Below are 17,321 nucleotides of genomic sequence, written 5' to 3'. Positions count from 1 at the left end.
AATCATGTTTATTTACAGTTTTTACCCATGTATTAGCCGTTTTGTGTCAAGTCTGTTTTCATACATTAAGTATTTTTCAGAAAGGCGCTTGTTCGAATCTGTTACTTATTTCTCGGATTAACAAAAAAGCGATATTTTTTGTTTGTTTTAATTAATGAAAAGTGTAACAATTTCATTTGGAACATCCGCACCGTCAGGTAGAAATATAATATTCCAATTGGCCGCTATGGTTAAATAAAAATGGATTACAGTGCGAATTCGTCGGGAACTCTCTGCATAATTTAATTTTTATTTTAGAATATAATTTTATTTTGACTTTCGGGTGCGGGTGTTTTTATCAAAATTTGTGGTATTCAGGAATGATCTTTTATGAATGTGAGTATGCAGGCGCGTCTGGTAGGGAGCGACCGTTATCTTTTCGTCAATACTCAACGCGCTAACCCTTCCATAAAAACCGTGAGTCGATTTTTTGAGTATAAAACATGGACAGAACAGATTTGGCGTACCGAGATTATTGAAAACGGCAATGCTTTTTTTCACTGGCAAGGACACGACAGAAAAGACGGACATCGGGATACCATTATTAATTATCTGTTAAATGGGCAACGCTGGCAGTCAACAATCGAAGATTATATTTTCTTCCATGCGCTGGAAGGAAAAGCGTGGCAGGGACATTATGATAATATTATTGAATATGTGAGTTCTGATCATTACGTCTATCAAAGCGCATTTGCTGAATATATCACCGACCAGATTCATCAACGCGCCCCCCATGGGACGCGTTTTTAGAGGCATTACTGCCCGTAATAGGCTTTTGCGCCGTGTTTGCGTAAATAGTGTTTATCCAGCAGGGATTGCTGCATGTCGGGCAACTGCGGCGCAAGCTGGCGGCAGAAGATCCCCATATAGGCCACTTCTTCCAGCACGATGGCGTTATGCACGGCATCCTCGGCATTTTTACCCCAGGCAAACGGGCCGTGCGAATGGACAAGCACGCCGGGCATTTGAGCGGCGTTAATGCCTTGTTTTTCAAAGGCTTCAACAATGACATTGCCCGTTTCCCATTCATACTCGCCATTAATTTCCGCCTCGGTCATTTTGCGAGTGCAGGGAATCGTACCGTAGAAATAGTCGGCGTGGGTGGTGCCCGTCGCCGGAATCGGCTGACCCGCCTGCGCCCAGATAGTCGCGTGGCGCGAATGGGTGTGTACGATGCTGCCGATAGTCGGAAATGCCTGATATAACAGACGGTGGGTTGGCGTATCGGACGACGGTTTCTTATGACCTTCAACGACTTCACCGGTCTCCAGGCTGACCACCACCATATCGTCAGCGGTCATGACGCTATAATCGACGCCGGACGGCTTAATCACCAGTACGCCGCGTTCGCGATCGACGGCGCTAACGTTACCCCAGGTGAGGGTGACCAGGTTGTGTTTTGGCAGCGCCAGATTGGCTTCCAGTACCTGGTGTTTGAGATCTTCTAACATTGTTTTCTCCCTGCCGGATGGCGCTTCGCTTATCCGGCCTACGAGCGACGGTGTGCCGGATGGCGACATAAATGCCTTATTCGGCCTACAGGACCGTAGGCCCGGTAAACGCAGTGCCACCGGGCATTCAGACACCACTTTTAGCGTTTTAAACCGTAATACACCTCGTTCCAGCGCAGCGCGTCCTTAAAGGCTGGCAGACGGGTATCGTTATCAATCACCGCGATTTCGATATCGTGTATTTCTGCGAACTGGCGCATATCGTTCAGATCCAGCGCGTGGCTGAAGACGGTATGGTGCGCGCCGCCAGCCAGAATCCACGCTTCGGAGGCGGTCGGCAGATCCGGCTGCGCCTTCCACAGCGCGTTAGCCACCGGCAGTTTCGGCAGGGAGTGCGGCGTTTTTACGGTGTCAATGCAGTTGACCAGCAGGCGGTAACGATCGCCGAGGTCGATCAGGCTGGCGACGATCGCCGGGCCGGTTTGGGTATTGAAAATCAAACGCGCCGGATCTTCCTTGCCGCCAATGCCGAGGTGCTGGACGTCGAGGATCGGTTTCTCTTCCACCGCGATGGAGGGACACACTTCCAGCATGTGCGAGCCGAGCACCAGATCGTTGCCTTTCTCGAAGTGGTCAGTGTAATCCTCCATAAATGAGGTGCCGCCCTGCAGACCGGTTGACATCACTTTCATAATGCGAAGCAGAGCGGCGGTTTTCCAGTCGCCTTCGCCCGCAAAGCCGTAGCCCTGCTGCATCAGACGCTGTACGGCCAGACCCGGAAGTTGTTTCAGACCGTGTAAATCTTCAAAAGTAGTAGTGAATGCGTGGAAGCCGCCCTGTTCCAGGAAACGCTTCATCCCCAGTTCAATGCGCGCCGCTTCCCGCACGTTCTGGCGTTTATCGCCGTGGATCTGGGTGGCGGGCGTCAGGGTATAGCTGCTTTCATACTCGTCAATCAGAGCGCTGATATCGCCGTCGCCGATAGAATTCACCACCTGCACCAGATCGCCGACCGCCCAGGTATTGACCGAAAAGCCAAATTTGATTTGCGCGGCCACTTTATCACCGTCAGTCACTGCGACTTCACGCATATTGTCGCCGAAGCGGCAGACTTTTAGCTGGCGGGTATCCTGTTTAGAGACCGCCTGGCGCATCCAGGCGCCGATACGCGTATGGGCCTCTTTATCCTGCCAGTGGCCAGTGACGACCGCGTGCTGCTGGCGCATCCGCGCGCCGATAAAACCGAACTCTCGGCCGCCATGCGCAGTCTGGTTCAGGTTCATAAAGTCCATATCGATGCTGTCCCACGGCAGGGCGGCGTTAAATTGGGTATGGAATTGCAGTAGTGGTTTGTTAAGGATACTCAGCCCGTTGATCCACATTTTGGCCGGGGAGAAGGTGTGCAGCCAGACCACCAGCCCCGCGCAGCGATCGTCATAATTGGCGTCACGACAAATGGCGGTAATCTCATCCGGCGAGGTGCCCAGCGGTTTTAATACCAGTTTACATGGCAGTTTGGCTTCGGTATTCAGCGCGTTGACCACATGCTCGGCATGTTGGGTGACCTGGCGCAGGGTTTCTGCGCCATACAAATGCTGGCTGCCAATCACAAACCATACTTCATAATTATCAAAAATCGTCATTGTCGTGTCCTTAATGAGTCAGGATTGCCTGATTGGCCGGGGTCGTTGGCGCCGGCGCGGCAGTCGGAAGATAATGTTGTTCTGCGCTTAGCGCCCACTGCTGGTAGCGGCGGTAAAGCCGTTCGAAGCGTTGCGCCTGTTCAGGGCGGGGACGCAGAGTGCGTTCTACCGCGCTCGCCATGCTTTGCTGGGCGGCAGGAATATCGGCATGGACTTTCGCGGCAACGGCGGCAAAGATAGCGGCGCCTAATGCGCAACATTGGTCGGAAGCGACGATCTGCAACGGACGATTCAGTACGTCGCAGCAGACCTGCATAATGACCTGATTTTTACGGGCGATGCCGCCAAGCGCCATCACGTTATTGACCGCGATACCCTGCTCGGTAAAACACTCCTGAATGGCGCGCGCGCCGAAGGCGGTCGAGGCGACCAGACCGCCAAACAGCGCTGGCGCGTCGGTGGCGAGATTGAGATCGGTAATGACGCCTTTCAGACGCTGGTTGGCATTGGGTGTACGGCGACCATTGAACCAGTCGAGCACCACCGGCAGGTGATCCAGGGACGGATTTTTCGCCCAGGCGTCGGTGAGCGCTGGCAATAGCTGCTTCTGGCTGGCGTTAATCTGGGTTTTCAGTTCCGGGTGCTGCGCGGCAAGTTGTTCCAGCGGCCAGCTCAACACGCGGCTAAACCAGGCGTAGATGTCGCCGAAAGCGGACTGGCCCGCTTCCAGACCGATAAAGTTCGGCACCACGCTGCCGTCAACCTGACCGCAAATGCCTTTCACGGCGCGATCCCCGACGCTCTGTTTATCCGCAATCAGAATGTCGCAGGTTGACGTGCCGATGACTTTTACCAGCGTATTGGGCTGTGCGCCCGCGCCGACCGCGCCCATGTGACAGTCGAACGCGCCGCCGGAAATCACCACGCTTTCCGGCAAGCCGAGGCGCTGCGCCCATTCGGCGCACAGGGTGCCCACGGGCAGATCGGCGGTGAAGGTTTCGCTAAATAACGGGTAGCGCAGATGACGGTTAATGCACGGATCGAGTTCATCAAAGAAGCTCGCGGGCGGCAGACCGCCCCAGCTTTCATGCCACAGTGTTTTGTGCCCAGCGCTGCAGCGGCCACGGCGGATATCCTGCGGGCGAGTGGTGCCGGAAAGCAGCGCCGGCACCCAGTCACACAGTTCAATCCACGAGACGGCGGCCTGCGCGACGGCGCTATCCTGGCGGGTGACGTGCAGAATCTTCGCCCAGAACCATTCGCTGGAGTAAATGCCGCCAATATAGCGGGAGTAGTCGACCTTACCTGGCTTATGGCACAGACGAGTGATTTCGTCGGCTTCTTCCACGGCGGTGTGATCTTTCCACAGCACAAACATCGCATTCGGGTTCTCGGCGAACTCCGGACGCAGCGCCAGGACGTTACCGTCGGCGTCAATCGGCGCTGGCGTAGAACCGGTGCTGTCAACGCCAATGCCAACGACATTTGCGCGTTGCGCGGCGCTTAATTGTGCCAGAACGGCTTTCAGCGCGGCCTCCATTGACTCCATGTAGTCGCGCGGATGATGACGGAACTGGTTGTTCGGGCCGTCGCAATAACGGCCTTCTTGCCAGCGCAGATACCACTCTACGCTGGTGGCGATCTCGTCGCCGGTGGCGCAGTCCACTGCCAGAGCGCGCACTGAATCACTGCCAAAATCGAGGCCAATTGCAATTGCCATCGTCTTACTCCATCCAGAAAAACAGGTATGGAGAAACAGTAGAGAGTCGCGGCAAAAACCGTCAGGCAGGATCCGCTAATCTTATGGACAAAAATGCTAATGCTTTGCAAAGTGTGACGCTGTGCAAATATTCAATGTGGACATTCCAGCCATAGTTATAGACACTTCTGTTACTTAATTTTATCGCCTGAACTGTACGCTTTTGTTACAAAGCGCTTTTCACAAGCGGGGTTGATACGTGCTTTCATCAAGCGCAAGGTCTTGCGGAGACGGAAGCTCTGTCGTCCTGGTCAATATGGACAATTTGTTTCTTCTCTGAACATCGGGGGGTAGAGAAATCATGGCTGAAACGCAAAATGATCCGCTATTGCCGGGATATTCATTTAATGCCCATCTGGTCGCCGGGCTGACGCCAATTGAAGCGAATGGATATCTGGATTTTTTTATCGATCGTCCGTTGGGCATGAAGGGATATATTCTTAACCTGACCATCCGCGGAGAGGGCGTCATTAATAATAATGGCGAGCAGTTTGTCTGTCGGCCTGGCGATATATTATTGTTTCCGCCGGGCGAGATTCATCACTATGGACGGCATCCGGATGCCAGCGGGTGGTATCACCAGTGGGTTTATTTCCGGCCTCGCGCCTACTGGCAGGAGTGGCTGACCTGGCCGACAATCTTTGCTCAGACAGGATTTTTCCGCCCGGACGAGGCGCGCCAGCCGCATTTCAGCGAACTGTTCGGGCAGATCATCAGCGCCGGGCAAGGGGAAGGTCGCTATTCTGAGCTACTGGCGATCAATCTGCTGGAGCAGTTGTTGCTCAGACGTATGGCGGTAATTAATGAGTCGTTGCATCCGCCGATGGATAGCCGTGTGCGCGATGCCTGCCAGTATATCAGCGACCATCTGGCAGACAGTCATTTTGATATCGCCAGCGTCGCCCAGCATGTCTGCCTGTCGCCCTCCCGGTTATCGCATCTGTTCCGCCAGCAGTTAGGCATTAGCGTATTGAGCTGGCGCGAAGATCAGCGTATCAGCCAGGCGAAACTCCTGCTTAGCACCACGCGAATGCCGATAGCGACCGTTGGGCGCAATGTTGGATTTGACGATCAGCTCTATTTTTCGCGGGTATTTAAAAAATGCACCGGGGCAAGTCCTAGCGAGTTCAGGGCCAGATGTGAATAAAAAGTGAATGATGTGTCCACAAAGATGTCATAAGCCGTAACTATTCGGATAATTGACGGCTTGACGAAGGGGGACGGGGTAAGCAGAATCCCTGCTTCATCACGCTGACGGACACACTATGCAAGCACTGCTGGAACACTTTATTACCCAATCCACTCTGTATTCGCTCATCGCCGTGTTGCTGGTCGCCTTCCTGGAATCGCTGGCGCTGGTGGGGTTGATTTTACCCGGCACGGTACTGATGGCGGGGCTGGGCGCGCTTATCGGCAGCGGCGAGCTCAATTTTTGGCATACCTGGCTGGTGGGTATTATCGGCTGTCTGATGGGCGACTGGATTTCGTTCTGGCTGGGGTGGCGCTTTAAAAAGCCGCTACACCGCTGGTCTTTTATGAAAAAGAACAAGTCGCTGCTGGATAAAACCGAACATGCGCTGCATCAGCACAGTATGTTCACGATCCTGGTCGGACGTTTTGTCGGTCCGACGAGGCCGCTGGTGCCGATGGTGGCAGGGATGCTGGATCTTCCCGTAGCGAAATTTATTGGGCCAAACTTGATTGGCTGTTTGCTGTGGCCGCCGTTTTATTTCCTGCCGGGCATTCTGGCGGGAGCGGCAATCGATATTCCTTCCGATATGCAGAGCGGAGATTTCAAATGGCTGCTGCTGGCGACGGCGTTGCTGCTGTGGGTCGGAGGCTGGCTATGCTGGCGGCTGTGGCGCAGCGGCAAAGCGGCAGTCGATCGTTTAACCGCGTATCTCCCCCGCAGCCGTTTGCTGTATCTGGCGCCGTTGACGCTCGGGATCGGCGTGGTCGCGCTGGTGGTGCTGGTTCGCCACCCGCTGATGCCGGTGTATATCGATATTCTGCGCAAAGTTGTGGGTTACTAACGATTCCTTTGCCGGATGGCGGCTTCGCCTTATCCGGCCTACAAAATATGGGATTTGATGCCCAATAGCGCTGAGGCGCTGGCTTGACCGCTTAGTAGCTCGTCTGTTTTGCCTTGCCACGCAATGCGTCCGTCGGCGACGACGATTGACCGGGGCGCAATCCGCGCCGCATCTTCCACGCTGTGCGAGACCATCAACAGCGTGAGCTGTCGCTCGCGGCAGATATCGCTGACCAACGTCAGCATCTCCTGGCGCAGCGCGGGATCGAGCGCGGAGAACGGTTCATCCAGCAGCAGCACCGGCTGTTCACGTACCAGGCAGCGCGCCAGCGCTACCCGCTGACGCTGCCCGCCGGACAGTTCGCCCGGTAAACGCGCCATCAGACTCTCAATGCCCATCTGACGTGCGATAGCGTCCCGTTTTTCCCGCTGGCTGGCGTTGAGCGTTAACCCAGGGTTTAGCCCCAGACCGATATTTTGCTGCACATTCAGGTGGCTGAATAAATTATTCTCCTGAAACAGCATTGAGACCGGACGGCGTGAGGGCGGCGTAAGCGTATGGTCTTCGCCGGCAATCAGTAGCGTACCGCTGGCAGGCGCAAGAAAACCGGCAATTAAATTCAACAACGTGCTTTTCCCCGCGCCGCTGGGGCCAAGAATCGCCACCTGCTCGCCGCGTTCTACCGCCAGCGTAAAACGCATCGGCAAATGATGGTAAAGCCAGGTGATATCAATCAGTTTTAGCATGTCGGCCCGGTAGTTTCTCTATGAGGGTAAATAACGTAAAACAGAGCAGCAACAGTATCAGCGCGGTCACCGCGCCGTCCTGGCTGCGGTAGGAGCCGATCTGCTGATACAGATAAAACGGCAGCGTGCGGAAATTGTCATTGCCGAAAAGCGCGACGACGCCAAAATCACCGATAGAAAGTACGCAGGCAAACGCCAGCGCCTGCGCCAGCGGACGTTTCAGCGCCCGCAGTTCCACGACCTTTAACCGCGACCAGCCTTCAATTCCCAATGACTGGCACAGCATTCCATAACGGGCGGTAATATCGCGCATTGGGTTTTCCAGGACTTTTAGCGCGTAGGGGATTGCCATCAGCGCATTGGTGAAAATCACGATGCCGTCGGCGGATTCCGGTAAGCCAACGCTGTTATTGAGCAGTAAAAAGAAGCCTGTCGCCAGCACGATCCCCGGCATCGCGAGGATCAACATTCCGCTGAGTTCCAGCGTTTGTCCGGCGAATAGTTGCTGGCGTTGGTGTAGCTCGCGGCTACTCCACAGCAGCATCATGGTCAGCACCACACACAGAACGCCCGCCGCCAGCGCAATGCGTAGCGATGTCCAGACAGCCTGCCACAGAATGGGTTGCGCCAGCACTTCCGGCAGGCTGCGGTTGACGCCATCGACCACCACGGCGACCAGCGGCGGAAGCAGCAATAGTAGCGCCAGCACGATTAATAAGGCGTCCGTCAGACGGCTGTGGAGACGATCGTCAGGATCGCGCCAGCCCTGCGTCAGCGTCATCCCCGGCGCAATCGCTTTGCTCAACCGTTGACTTAGCAGTACCAGCGCCAGGCAGCAGACCATCTGGATTAATGCCAGCATCGCCGCGCGGGCGGGATCGTAGTCATAACTGAGCGCCTGAAAGATAGCCAGTTCGATAGTGGTGGCCTGCGGGCCGCCGCCGAGCGACAGGACCGTTGCGAAACTGGCGAAGCAGAGCATAAAAATCAGCGCCGCGACGGGCGGAATTTGGCGGCGCAGCCACGGCCATTCGACAAAACGGAAAAAATGCCAGCCGCGCATACCGAGCTGGGCGGCGAGCTGGCGCTGCTCGCCGGGAATGCTTTCCAACGATTGCAGCAACAAACGGCTCGCCATTGGCAGATTAAAAAAGACGTGCGCCAGTAAAATGCCCTGCAAGCCGTAGGGGGAGAATGTCCACTGAAGCCCCAGCATCTGCCACAGCGAGGCCAGCCAGCCCTGACGTCCATACACGCTAAGAATGCCGAACACGGCAACCAGTACCGGCAGAATCAGCGTCATGGCGCACAGACGCAGCAGCGCCAGACGTCCAGGAAAACGGCGTCGATAAAGCGCGCGGGCGAGAAAAACCGCCGGGACCACAGACAGCACTGCGGACAGAAACGCCTGCCAGAATGAGAAGCGCACCACATGCCACAGATAGCTATCCCGCCAGAGTGTCGACCACGCGCCCGACGGCGCGTTCAGCCAAAGCGCCAGAAAGGCCGCCAGCGAGACGGTTATCATCAGCGCGGCGGCGCACAGCCCCGGAATCAGCCAGCCGGGAATTAACGGCTGACGGCGCGTTGCCATTCGCTAATCCATGCCTGGCGTTGTGCTGCCACTTGTTGCGGCGTGAATTCCAGCGTTGTGGCGGGTTTGGCCAATGATTCAAACCCTGCGGGTAAGGCGACGTCCGCTACCGGGTACATCCAGTTGCCGGTGGGTATGGCGTTCTGAAACGCCGGAGAAACCATAAATTTGAGGAATTTCTCCGCCAGTTCCGGCTGCTTACTGGCGACGGTACGCGCCGCGACTTCTACCTGTAAGTAATGGCCTTCGCTGAAGTTCGCGGCGGCGTAATTGTCCTTCTTCTCTTCAATAATGTGATACGCCGGAGAGGTGGTGTAACTGAGCACCAAATCGCTTTCACCTTTCAGAAATAAACCGTAGGCCTCGCTCCAGCCTTTCGTCACCGTCACCGTTTTGGCCGCCAGTTTTTGCCAGGCCTGCGGCGCGTTATCGCCATAAACTTTGCGCATCCACAGTAACAGCCCCAGCCCTGGCGTACTGGTACGCGGATCCTGATAAATCACCCGCCATTTTTGATCGCTCTCGACCAGTTCTTTCAGGCTTTTCGGCGGATTTTTCAGCTTGCTTTTATCGTAGACAAAGGCGAAATAGCCGTAATCGAACGGCACAAATGTGTCGTTTTTCCAGCCGCCGGGCACCTTGACCGCCTCATTCGCCACGCCGCTTTTGGCAAAGAGTTTAGTTTGCGTGGCCGCCTCCAGCAGATTATTGTCCAGCCCCAACACCACATCGGCTTTGCTGTTCTTCCCCTCCATCCGCAGGCGGTTGAGCAGCGAAACGCCATCCTCCAGCGCCACCAGTTTCAGCTCGCAGTTGCAATCGGCTTCAAACGCTTTTTTCACCGCCGGGCCTGGCCCCCAGTCGGCGGCGAACGAGTCGTAGGTATAGACGGTGAGAACGGGTTTGGCGAAAGCAGGCGCCGCGCACAGGAGTAAAAGCGGAAGATATTTTTTTAACACTTTGCACCTCAGTTAAAGAGTGGCAAAGGACTTGAGAGGTAGCCTCAAATCCCTTCGCCGGCATTATCCGGATCAGGTTCGACGGGTATTTTCTCAGCGCGCGCATGAGCGCGGCACCCCGTTGAGTTCGGCGTTAGTGTAGTGATTTTGTTGCCGGGCAGCAATCAAGAGCTGGCGTTAAGGATCTGGCGGCGCAAACCACGCCGATTTAAAATCAAACCAGCCGAGGGTATTCATGCGCAGCCCGCGCATACTGCGTTGTCCCTGGATAATCAGCCAGTGGTGGATCAACGGCACAATCGCTTTGTTGGCCAGCAGTTGCTGGCACCAGTTCGCCAGGTTCATCTCGCCAGCGCGCCACTGCGCGGCGTCGTCCTGCCAGTCGCGCGGAATGCAGTTCTGCAAGAGCGGTACTTCGCACAGGTGCGCGAACAGCGAGAAATCCAGCGGCAGCGTAAAGTTAGCGCTATTGAGCCAGATATCGCTTTCGATCTCGCCGGCGTGCCATTGATCGTAGTCGATCTCCTGAATATGCAGATGCACCTGATGTTCAGCCAGAAGCGCGCTCATGATACGGGCGATAACCCGGTGCTCAATGTGTTCGCGATAGAAGGTCAGCGTGAGGGTTTCCAGCCCGGCGGGTTTTTCGCCCGGGCCTGGACGGGCGTGGTGCCAGCGCGGTAAAAGCCCATAGGCCGGGAACCAGAGCTGCTGTAGCGGTTCATCGGCATGATAGAGTAAATTGGTGGGGGAGAGGACGTGGCTTACCCATTCTCTGACCTGCGGATGCGCGCCGCGCGGCGTTCTGGCGTCGAATAGCAGGTAATAGCACCCCTCTTCCAGTCGGCTTTCTATCGCTTTTTCACCGCCTTGTATTGGCCCTTCCAGCATCAAGCCGCAGGCCGGTTCTTCACTGATATCCGGCAGTACCCAGACGTTCACTTCGTCTATCAACGCCCGATAGCCGAAGTAATCATCAAAGGCGAGTATCTTGAGCTGGTTTGGCGTATTACGCCGCACGGCATAAGGCCCGGTGCCGATAGGGTGGCTGGCGAAATTAGCCAGCGTTTCCCACTCCCGCGGCAAAATCATCGCCGGGACCTGGCCCAGCAGCCACGGCAACCAGCGATCCGGCTGGGAAAGATGAATATCCAGCGTCCACGCGGTAGGGGAGTCTATCTTTGTGATGTGCGAGTAAAGCGGAAGCGTATTGATACGCGTCAGCGAGGCGATGACATCTTCCATCTCCAGCTCGCGGCCATGATGAAAATGAATGCCGGGGCGCAGGTAGAAGCGCCACAGTAAAGGGGAAATTTGCTGCCAGTGGTGCGCAATGTCCGCTTCCAGTTCCCCGTTTTCCTCATTTACCCGCGTGAGCGAACTGAAAATTTGCCGGGCAATATGAGTTTCCGAGCGACGTAATGCGGTTCCCGGCAGGAGATTGTGCATCGGACGATAGTAAAGAACCCGCAGAATATGCCGCCCCTGGCGGAAGCTGCGTCCCAGATGGGAAATCAGCATTTGCCTGACAGCGCTTTTATCGCCGACCAGTTGTACCAGTTGATCGATTCGATCTTGTTCCAGCAGGTCTTCCGCCCGCTGCTGTTGCAGCGCCAGTCCGGTATACAGGAACGTCAGACGCGAACGCTTTCCGCGTCCGACCTCGGCTTCCCATGTTAGCCAACCGCGCGCCTGCATCGTATTTAGCAGCGTACGCATATGGCGACGCGAACAGTTCAGCAGATCCGCCAGCTCATTAAGCGTGGTGTCTTGCGTTTTACCGTCACAACATTGCCAGAGACGGATAAATTGTTGTTGCAGGCGACCTGAGGGCATAAAAGGGGAACTCCGATGAAAAACTCAGCAATTTTATTATCCCTATATTAGGCCAATAATATCTTTCGATGAAGCAAGAGGAAGAGGTCACTATGCGCCAGTTCTGGTTGAGATATTTTGCCGCGACGGAAAAAACGTCCTGGCTGGCTTGCCTGAGCGCGCCGCAGCGCTTAAAAATGCTCGCGGAACTGATGCAGTGGGAGGCGACCGATTGAAGCCAATTGCAGACATCATGTGTGACTGAGTATTGGTGTAGGCGATAGCCTAAAATCACCCGCCAGCAGATAATATCTGCTGGCTTTTTTATTTCGGCTGTTTCTGGATGACGACGATGGGACGGCGTCTCAACGGGATTTCTGCGGCGGTTTCTGTGGTCACGCGGGTGATGACCGGGCGAGTAAAAGACGTATAAAAAATGCCGGAATATCCCCGGCATGAGCGACTGATGAGTAACCAGGCGCTTGATGGCGCTACGCTTATCAGGCCTACAGAATATAGTGGCAACCTGGTGATATTGCATACCCTGTAGGCCCGGTAAGGCGTGAAAGGTTACCGCATAAATGCCGGTTGTTTATTTTCGTACTCGGCAATCGCGTCTTCGTGCTGCAGCGTCAGCCCGATGCTGTCCAGACCGTTCAACATGCAGTGGCGGCGGAAGTCGTCGATTTTAAAACTGTAGGTCTTATCGCCTGCTTTCACCACCTGTGCTTCCAGATCCACTTCAAATTTAATGCCCGGATTGGCTTTCACCAGCGTAAACAGCTCATCGACCTGTTCGTCGCTTAACTTCACCGGCAGCAGTTGGTTATTGAAACTGTTGCCGTAGAAGATGTCGGCGAAGCTTGGCGCGATCACCACTTTAAAACCGTAATCGGTCAACGCCCACGGCGCGTGTTCGCGTGAAGAGCCGCAGCCAAAGTTTTCCCGCGCCAACAGTATCGACGCGCCTTGATATTCCGGAAAGTTCAACACGAATTCCGGATTTGGCTGTTGGCCCTTTTCGTCCAGGAAACGCCAGTCGTTAAACAGATGGGCGCCAAAACCGGTGCGCGTAACCTTCTGCAAAAACTGTTTAGGGATAATTGCATCGGTATCGACGTTGGCGGCATCCAGTGGGACAACCAGGCCGGTATGCTGGGTAAATTTCTCTGCCATGGTAGTTTCCTTATTTGATGCTGCGAATATCGGCGAAGTGGCCGGTAACGGCGGCAGCGGCGGCCATCGCCGGGCTGACTAAATGCGTGCGACCCCCGCGGCCCTGACGACCTTCAAAGTTACGGTTGCTGGTGGAGGCGCAGCGCTCGCCCGGGTTCAGGCGGTCATTATTCATGGCCAGGCACATGGAACAGCCTGGTAAGCGCCATTCAAATCCTGCTTCGATAAAGATCTTGTCCAGACCTTCCGCTTCCGCCTGCGCTTTCACCGGACCTGAACCCGGCACCACCAGCGCCTGCACGCCAGGCGCAACTTTGCGCCCTTTGGCGACTTCCGCCGCCGCGCGCAAATCTTCAATACGCGAATTGGTACAAGAGCCGATAAAGACTTTATCAATAGCAACGTCTGTTAACGGTACGCCCGGCTGTAAGCCCATATAAGCCAGCGCTTTTTCGGCGCTGGCGCGCTCAACCGGATCGCTAAAAGAGGCGGGATCGGGGATGATGTCGGTGACGGAAATCACCTGGCCCGGATTAGTGCCCCAGGTCACCTGCGGCGCGATCTCTTCTGCTCGCAGGGTGACGACAGTATCAAAGGTCGCGCCGTCATCGGTTTTCAGCGTTTTCCAGTACTCGACGGCTTCGTCAAAATCGCGGCCCTTCGGCGCGTGCAAACGCCCTTTTACGTAGTTGAAAGTGGTTTCATCCGGGGCGACCAGACCGGCTTTGGCGCCCATCTCAATCGCCATATTGCACAGCGTCATGCGGCCTTCCATACTCAGCGCGCGGATAGCGTCGCCGCAAAATTCAACCACGTGTCCGGTGCCGCCGGCGCTACCAGTTTTACCGATGATCGCCAGCACGATGTCTTTGGCGGTAATGCCCGGTGCGGCGTTGCCCGTGACTTCAATCTTCATGGTTTTAGCGCGCCCCTGTTTCAGGGTTTGCGTCGCCAGTACATGTTCTACCTCAGAAGTGCCGATGCCGAAGGCCAACGCGCCAAACGCGCCGTGGGTAGCGGTGTGGGAGTCGCCGCAGACGATGGTCATACCCGGCAGGGTAACGCCCTGTTCCGGCCCCATCACATGGACGATGCCCTGATATGGGTGATTCAGGTCATACAGCTCGACGCCGAACTCGTTACAGTTCTTAATCAGCTCTTGCATCTGGATACGCGCCATTTCACCAGAAGCATTAATGTCTTTAGTCTGCGTCGAGACGTTGTGATCCATCGTGGCGAAGGTTTTCCCCGGCTGACGTACCGGACGATGGTGCGCGCGCAGACCGTCAAACGCCTGCGGCGAGGTCACTTCGTGTACCAGGTGGCGATCGATGTACAGCAGCGGCGTTTCGTTTGGCGCCTCAAAGACCACGTGGGCATCAAATAATTTTTCGTATAACGTTTTGGCCATGATTACACCCCTTCTGCGACATAGCGGGCGATAATATCGCCCATCTCATCGGTACTGACTGCGGCAGCGCCCCTGGCTAAATCGCTGGTGCGAACCCCCTCTTCTAATGCGCGATTGATCGCCTGTTCAATGGCCGTTGCCGCCTCATCGGCATCCAGGCTGTAGCGCAGCAGCAGCGCCAGCGACAGGATCTGCGCAATTGGGTTGGCGATATTTTTCCCAGCGATATCCGGCGCGGAGCCGCCAGCCGGTTCATACAGGCCAAACTCTTGCTCGTTCAGGCTGGCGGAGGGCAACATCCCCATTGAGCCGGTGATCATGGCGCATTCGTCGGACAGAATGTCGCCGAACAGGTTAGAGCACAGCAGGACGTCAAACTGCGACGGGTCTTTAATCAACTGCATGGTGGCGTTATCGATATACATGTGCGCGAGTTCCACATCGGGATACGCTTTCGCGACATCATTGACGATCTCACGCCACAGGATAGAGCTTTGCAGTACGTTGGCTTTATCTATAGAGGTGACTTTACGGCGGCGTTTACGCGCCGATTCAAAGGCGATACGGGCAATGCGCTCGATCTCAAAGCGGTGATAAACTTCGGTATCAAAGGCTTTTTCGTACTGACCGCTGCCTTCACGGCCTTTTGGCTGTCCGAAATAGATCCCGCCGGTCAGCTCGCGCACGCACAGGATATCGAAACCGTTAGCGGCGATATCGGCGCGCAACGGGCAAAATGCTTCCAGTCCCTGATACAGTTTCGCCGGACGCAGGTTACTGAATAATTTGAAATGTTTGCGCAGCGGCAGCAGGGCGCCGCGCTCCGGCTGGCTTTCCGGGGGCAAATTTTCCCATTTCGGGCCGCCGACGGAGCCAAACAGAATGGCATCCGCCTGCTCACACCCTTCAACGGTGGCTTTCGGCAGTGGATGACCATGATTGTCGATAGCAATACCGCCGACGTCATAGCGGCTGGTGGTGATACGCATATCAAAACGGCTGCGTACCGCATCCATAACTTTCAGGGCTTGCGCCATGACTTCCGGGCCGATACCGTCGCCCGGCAGTACGGCAATATGATAGTTCTTCGACATTACACGGTTTCCTTGTTGTTCTCTTTATTTTGAGCTTTGCGTTGCAATTCTTTTTCAACTTCGGCGGCGCGCCAGATATTGTTCAGTACGTGTACCATCGCTTTGGCGGAGGATTCGACGATATCCGTCGCCAGCCCGACGCCGTGGAAGCGGCGACCATGATGGTTCACGACGATATCGACCTGACCCAGCGCGTCTTTGCCCTGGCCTTTGGCGTTCAGGTCGTATTTAACCAACTCAACGTCGTAGCCAGTGATGCGGTTAATCGCCTGATAGATGGCGTCGACCGGGCCGTTGCCGTTCGCCGCCTCGGCCTTGATCTCTTCACCACAGGCCAGCTTCACGGAAGCGGTGGCGATATCGCTGGAGCCGGACTGCACGCTGAAGTAATCCAGACGGAAATGCTCTGGTTCTTCTTGCTGTTTATTAATAAACGCCAGCGCTTCCAGGTCATAGTCGAACACCTGGCCTTTTTTGTCCGCCAGCTTCAGGAACGCGTCGTACAGGTGGCCCATGTTGTAGTCTGTGTCCTTGTAACCCATCTCTTCCATGCGATGTTTCACGGCGGCACGGCCAGAGCGGGAGGTCAGGTTCAGCTGTATCTGGTTCAGACCGATGGACTCTGGCGTCATGATTTCATAGTTTTCGCGGTTCTTGAGGACGCCATCCTGGTGGATGCCGGAAGAGTGGGCAAAAGCGCCGCTGCCAACAATCGCTTTGTTGGCCGGGATCGGCATGTTACAGATCTGGCTGACGGTCTGGCTGGTGCGCCAGATTTCGTGGTGATTGATGTTGGTGTGTACGTTTATGATGTCTTTGCGCACTTTAATCGCCATGATCACCTCTTCCAGCGCGCAGTTACCGGCACGTTCTCCGATACCGTTCATCGCGCCTTCAACTTGACGCGCGCCCGCATGTACTGCCGCCAGCGAGTTGCCTACCGCTATCCCTAAATCGTCGTGGGTATGAACGGAGATGATAGCTTTGTCGATATTGGGGACACGTTCATACAGACCGGAAATGATTCCCGCGAACTCAAACGGCATGGTATAGCCCACGGTATCGGGAATATTGATGGTTCTCGCGCCGGCGTTTATAGCGGCTTCCACCACGCGCGCCAGATCGTCAACAGGCGTCCGGCCAGCATCCTCGCAGGAGAACTCCACGTCATCAGTGTAATTACGCGCCCGCTTAACCATGTATACCGCGCGTTCGATGACCTCATCCAGCGTGCTGCGCAGCTTGGTGGCGATGTGCATTGGCGAGGTGGCGATAAAAGTATGGATACGAAACGCGTCGGCGACCTTCAGCGCCTGTGCCGCAACGTCGATGTCTTTTTCTACACAACGCGCCAGGGCGCAAACGCGGCTGTTTTTGATGGTGCGGGCGATGGTTTGGACGGATTCAAAATCACCCGGAGAAGAGACCGGGAAGCCCACTTCCATGACATCGACACCCATGCGCTCAAGGGCCAGGGCAATCTGCAGCTTCTCTTTCGCGCTCAGGCTGGCCTGTAACGCTTGTTCGCCGTCGCGTAAGGTCGTATCAAAAATAATGACTTGCTGGCTCATGATGTGGTCCTTGTCTCCAGGGGCGCCTTG

Annotated in this window: 15 protein-coding genes and 1 riboswitch; of the genes, 4 read left to right on the top strand and 11 right to left on the bottom strand. The window is 55.5% G+C overall.

What is annotated here, in order from left to right:
• The first annotated feature begins 369 nt into the window (after positions 1-369).
• The gene (locus AAYN39_RS04060; RefSeq protein WP_001103153.1) at positions 370-789 is read left to right on the top strand and encodes a DUF4751 family protein; all 420 of its coding nucleotides are present in this window, start codon (positions 370-372) and stop codon (positions 787-789) included.
• A 5-nt stretch (positions 790-794) separates the two neighbouring features.
• Here the strand turns inward: AAYN39_RS04060 and araD are convergent, their stop codons facing one another.
• The 3 genes from araD to araB form a co-directional block, all read right to left on the bottom strand.
• A complete protein-coding gene (gene araD, locus AAYN39_RS04055) occupies positions 795-1,490 on the bottom strand; it encodes an L-ribulose-5-phosphate 4-epimerase (protein WP_000888641.1) in 696 nt (231 codons plus the stop codon).
• A gap of 140 nt (positions 1,491-1,630) precedes the next feature.
• Positions 1,631-3,133: an L-arabinose isomerase gene (gene araA, locus AAYN39_RS04050; protein WP_000151698.1), complete on the bottom strand. Its 1,503-nt coding sequence runs from the start codon at positions 3,131-3,133 to the stop codon at positions 1,631-1,633.
• Between the two features lie 10 nt (positions 3,134-3,143).
• The gene (gene araB / locus AAYN39_RS04045) at positions 3,144-4,853 is read right to left on the bottom strand and encodes a ribulokinase (RefSeq protein WP_000951805.1); all 1,710 of its coding nucleotides are present in this window, start codon (positions 4,851-4,853) and stop codon (positions 3,144-3,146) included.
• Between the two features lie 340 nt (positions 4,854-5,193).
• Here araB and araC point away from each other — a divergent pair, with 340 nt between their 5' ends.
• Both araC and AAYN39_RS04035 read left to right on the top strand, forming a co-directional pair.
• A complete protein-coding gene (gene araC, locus AAYN39_RS04040) occupies positions 5,194-6,039 on the top strand; it encodes an arabinose operon transcriptional regulator AraC (protein WP_000852388.1) in 846 nt (281 codons plus the stop codon).
• A 118-nt stretch (positions 6,040-6,157) separates the two neighbouring features.
• The gene (locus AAYN39_RS04035) at positions 6,158-6,925 is read left to right on the top strand and encodes a DedA family protein (RefSeq protein ID WP_001148375.1); all 768 of its coding nucleotides are present in this window, start codon (positions 6,158-6,160) and stop codon (positions 6,923-6,925) included.
• Between the two features lie 38 nt (positions 6,926-6,963).
• Here the strand turns inward: AAYN39_RS04035 and thiQ are convergent, their stop codons facing one another.
• The 4 genes from thiQ to sgrR all read right to left on the bottom strand — a co-directional run bounded on the left by thiQ (position 6,964) and on the right by sgrR (position 12,060).
• On the bottom strand, positions 6,964-7,671 hold the full coding sequence (gene thiQ, locus AAYN39_RS04030; RefSeq protein ID WP_000915973.1) for a thiamine ABC transporter ATP-binding protein ThiQ: 708 nt from the start codon (positions 7,669-7,671) through the stop codon (positions 6,964-6,966).
• On the bottom strand, positions 7,655-9,265 hold the full coding sequence (gene thiP, locus AAYN39_RS04025; protein ID WP_000235645.1) for a thiamine/thiamine pyrophosphate ABC transporter permease ThiP: 1,611 nt from the start codon (positions 9,263-9,265) through the stop codon (positions 7,655-7,657). Before thiP ends, thiQ begins: the two co-directional genes overlap by 17 nt.
• Positions 9,241-10,224: a thiamine ABC transporter substrate binding subunit gene (gene thiB, locus AAYN39_RS04020; RefSeq protein WP_000915326.1), complete on the bottom strand. Its 984-nt coding sequence runs from the start codon at positions 10,222-10,224 to the stop codon at positions 9,241-9,243. Before thiB ends, thiP begins: the two co-directional genes overlap by 25 nt.
• 31 nt (positions 10,225-10,255) lie before the next feature.
• Positions 10,256-10,355, bottom strand: a riboswitch (TPP riboswitch).
• Positions 10,356-10,401: 46 nt separating this feature from the next.
• Positions 10,402-12,060 (bottom strand): HTH-type transcriptional regulator SgrR, encoded by a 1,659-nt coding sequence (gene sgrR / locus AAYN39_RS04015; RefSeq protein ID WP_001139028.1) that lies wholly within the window; start codon positions 12,058-12,060, stop codon positions 10,402-10,404.
• 92 nt (positions 12,061-12,152) lie between these two features.
• Between sgrR and sgrT the strand changes: the two genes are divergently transcribed.
• On the top strand, positions 12,153-12,275 hold the full coding sequence (gene sgrT / locus AAYN39_RS04010; RefSeq protein WP_001248755.1) for a glucose uptake inhibitor SgrT: 123 nt from the start codon (positions 12,153-12,155) through the stop codon (positions 12,273-12,275).
• 334 nt (positions 12,276-12,609) lie between these two features.
• Here sgrT and leuD read toward each other — a convergent pair whose 3' ends face one another.
• From leuD to leuA, 4 genes are read right to left on the bottom strand one after another with little or no spacing between them, the layout of a single operon-like run.
• Positions 12,610-13,215 carry a 3-isopropylmalate dehydratase small subunit gene (gene leuD / locus AAYN39_RS04005; RefSeq protein WP_000818262.1) on the bottom strand — a complete coding sequence of 202 codons (606 nt, stop codon included), beginning with the start codon at positions 13,213-13,215 and terminating at the stop codon, positions 12,610-12,612.
• A gap of 10 nt (positions 13,216-13,225) precedes the next feature.
• A complete protein-coding gene (gene leuC / locus AAYN39_RS04000) occupies positions 13,226-14,626 on the bottom strand; it encodes a 3-isopropylmalate dehydratase large subunit (protein ID WP_001140632.1) in 1,401 nt (466 codons plus the stop codon).
• 2 nt (positions 14,627-14,628) lie between these two features.
• Positions 14,629-15,720 carry a 3-isopropylmalate dehydrogenase gene (gene leuB, locus AAYN39_RS03995; protein ID WP_000042333.1) on the bottom strand — a complete coding sequence of 364 codons (1,092 nt, stop codon included), beginning with the start codon at positions 15,718-15,720 and terminating at the stop codon, positions 14,629-14,631.
• On the bottom strand, positions 15,720-17,291 hold the full coding sequence (leuA, locus tag AAYN39_RS03990) for a 2-isopropylmalate synthase (RefSeq protein ID WP_000082813.1): 1,572 nt from the start codon (positions 17,289-17,291) through the stop codon (positions 15,720-15,722). Before leuA ends, leuB begins: the two co-directional genes overlap by 1 nt.
• Positions 17,292-17,321 lie beyond the last annotated feature (30 nt).

Source organism: Salmonella sp. K21076 (assembly GCF_039650795.1).
GTDB classification, from domain to species: Bacteria; Pseudomonadota; Gammaproteobacteria; order Enterobacterales; family Enterobacteriaceae; genus Salmonella; species Salmonella enterica.
Note: the sequence above shows the minus strand (reverse complement) of the source record. Positions and strands in the feature narration are given on the sequence as shown.

Bases quoted from the DNA above. Each gene is read 5' to 3' on its own strand.
- thiP (WP_000235645.1), bottom strand. From the start codon at position 9,265: ATGGCAACGCGCCGTCAGCCGTTAATTCCCGGCTGGCTGATTCCGGGG.
- sgrT (WP_001248755.1), top strand. From the start codon at position 12,153: ATGCGCCAGTTCTGGTTGAGATATTTTGCCGCGACGGAAAAAACGTCC.
- leuD (WP_000818262.1), bottom strand. From the start codon at position 13,215: ATGGCAGAGAAATTTACCCAGCATACCGGCCTGGTTGTCCCACTGGAT.
- araC (WP_000852388.1), top strand. From the start codon at position 5,194: ATGGCTGAAACGCAAAATGATCCGCTATTGCCGGGATATTCATTTAAT.
- leuB (WP_000042333.1), bottom strand. From the start codon at position 15,720: ATGTCGAAGAACTATCATATTGCCGTACTGCCGGGCGACGGTATCGGC.
- leuA (WP_000082813.1), bottom strand. From the start codon at position 17,291: ATGAGCCAGCAAGTCATTATTTTTGATACGACCTTACGCGACGGCGAA.
- thiQ (WP_000915973.1), bottom strand. From the start codon at position 7,671: ATGCTAAAACTGATTGATATCACCTGGCTTTACCATCATTTGCCGATG.
- araB (WP_000951805.1), bottom strand. From the start codon at position 4,853: ATGGCAATTGCAATTGGCCTCGATTTTGGCAGTGATTCAGTGCGCGCT.
- AAYN39_RS04060 (WP_001103153.1), top strand. From the start codon at position 370: ATGAATGTGAGTATGCAGGCGCGTCTGGTAGGGAGCGACCGTTATCTT.
- araA (WP_000151698.1), bottom strand. From the start codon at position 3,133: ATGACGATTTTTGATAATTATGAAGTATGGTTTGTGATTGGCAGCCAG.
- sgrR (WP_001139028.1), bottom strand. From the start codon at position 12,060: ATGCCCTCAGGTCGCCTGCAACAACAATTTATCCGTCTCTGGCAATGT.
- araD (WP_000888641.1), bottom strand. From the start codon at position 1,490: ATGTTAGAAGATCTCAAACACCAGGTACTGGAAGCCAATCTGGCGCTG.
- leuC (WP_001140632.1), bottom strand. From the start codon at position 14,626: ATGGCCAAAACGTTATACGAAAAATTATTTGATGCCCACGTGGTCTTT.
- AAYN39_RS04035 (WP_001148375.1), top strand. From the start codon at position 6,158: ATGCAAGCACTGCTGGAACACTTTATTACCCAATCCACTCTGTATTCG.